Below are 1,606 nucleotides of genomic sequence, written 5' to 3' on the forward strand. Positions count from 1 at the left end.
CGATAACACTGATTATGTGAACAAGAAATCCCTTCAGAATACAAGGTCTGAAGGGATTTTTATAGCGTCTGAGGTTCATTGACTGCCGATAATGAGATGTTATGTAAACTGAACATGTATACGGTATGCAGTTTTAAATGTTTCTTCATTTGTAATTCCTAATGGTTTAAAATGGAATTAATAGATGGAGAAATGAGGGAATTTAAGTGTTCTTACAAAGATTGAAAGTCATTCTCCTGTCAGGTCTATGTATGTCTTTAGTCAATATCATAGCTGAATCACCTGGACCGTTATCAGGAGCTAATCTTAACCTGTTACCTATATATACTCTGGCTTACTCATTTGCTTTTACTATCTTTGCTATTCCTGTTCAATTACTACTTTCCAAGACTATCTTTGCTAAACAATTTAGTATTCCAGCTTTATTTATTTATATAATAAGTGCCTTGATCGTTTTCTTCGCAATAACAGTTTCGGATTTTGAATTTAACAGTAGATTTTTCGAACAAGTCTTATTATATATTTATGTAATATCGGCTGGATTTCTTTTCTGGTTATGGGATTCATTAATAATTTTAAACAGACAATAAATGGTTCTGGTGCAAAAAGAATTGGACAATTAATGTAACCTGAATATTACTCTGTCAAATGAAACGTTTATTCGGAACCCTGTATGATTTTCCGAATTTTCATGTTTAAATATACTTAAACGTTCGGAACTACACTCATATTTTTGTATATATTTTGACAGCATTCGAGGTTTGCACCAGAACCATAAAGAGTTCAAGAATTTATTGTTATGTTTAATTAAATCAGGACACCCTAATAAGAAATTTACAAGGAGAAATAGTCAATGTTAAGAAGAAATATGTTTGTTCTTTACAGTTCCTTGCTATTTATTTTCATATGTATTCCTGTTCAAGCACAAAAAGATTTTTCTTTGGATGTAGTAAAGAAGTATATTGAACATTTAAACCATAATAATTGGAATGCTATTCCTGATTTATGGGTTAAAGATCAAAAAGAAGATCTAATTGATTTTATTAACAATAAAGAAAATCAGATAAATAAAATTGGTCTATTCAACATCAAAACAGCTAAACTTGTTAAGTGGAAAGAGTTACCTTACAAGTATACCGAAAACTATTTGCCTATCCGTTATATGCAAAAATTTAAAAATCCAAAAGTTTTCTATGTCGGAGTTGATTACAACGTACATAAAGAAGACAAATATCACATCAATGGAATAAATTATTTTTTTGTAGTTGTAGCATTAGAAGATGACAAATGGAAAATAGTATTAACTCCACATGTACCCGTTACCTCCATTATCAATGATGGTTATGGATTTGGGACTGATGATGAAAAGGCCTTTGATAAAAGGCGACAAAAGTTTTTAAATTAAAACAAGAAAGCTCGTCAGAACAAAACCTGACGAGCTTTTTATAGGGTTTCAGATACATTGACTGCCGATAACTCATGTTATGTCAACAGACAGCCCCACCATATCCAGCTGGATATGGTGGGGCTGTCTGTTGAAAAAAGGACCTCATAATGAGATCCCTTTTTTCAATATGTACTAACATATTTCTTTCATTTTAACCAT

The 1,606-nt window shown here is 31.3% G+C and carries 2 protein-coding genes; both read left to right on the forward strand.

The features are described from left to right. The first annotated feature begins 251 nt into the window (after positions 1–251). Positions 252–590, forward strand: coding sequence for a UPF0715 family protein (locus H540_RS0122190; RefSeq protein WP_245592330.1), 339 nt, complete (start codon positions 252–254; stop codon positions 588–590). Positions 591–853: 263 nt separating this feature from the next. Further along, positions 854–1,405 carry a hypothetical protein gene (locus H540_RS0122195; RefSeq protein WP_028402428.1) on the forward strand — a complete coding sequence of 184 codons (552 nt, stop codon included), beginning with the start codon at positions 854–856 and terminating at the stop codon, positions 1,403–1,405. Positions 1,406–1,606: the final 201 nt, after the last annotated feature.

Origin of the sequence: Ectobacillus panaciterrae DSM 19096 (assembly GCF_000430785.1) — a bacterium.
GTDB classification, from domain to species: domain Bacteria; phylum Bacillota; class Bacilli; order Bacillales; family Bacillaceae_G; genus Ectobacillus; species Ectobacillus panaciterrae.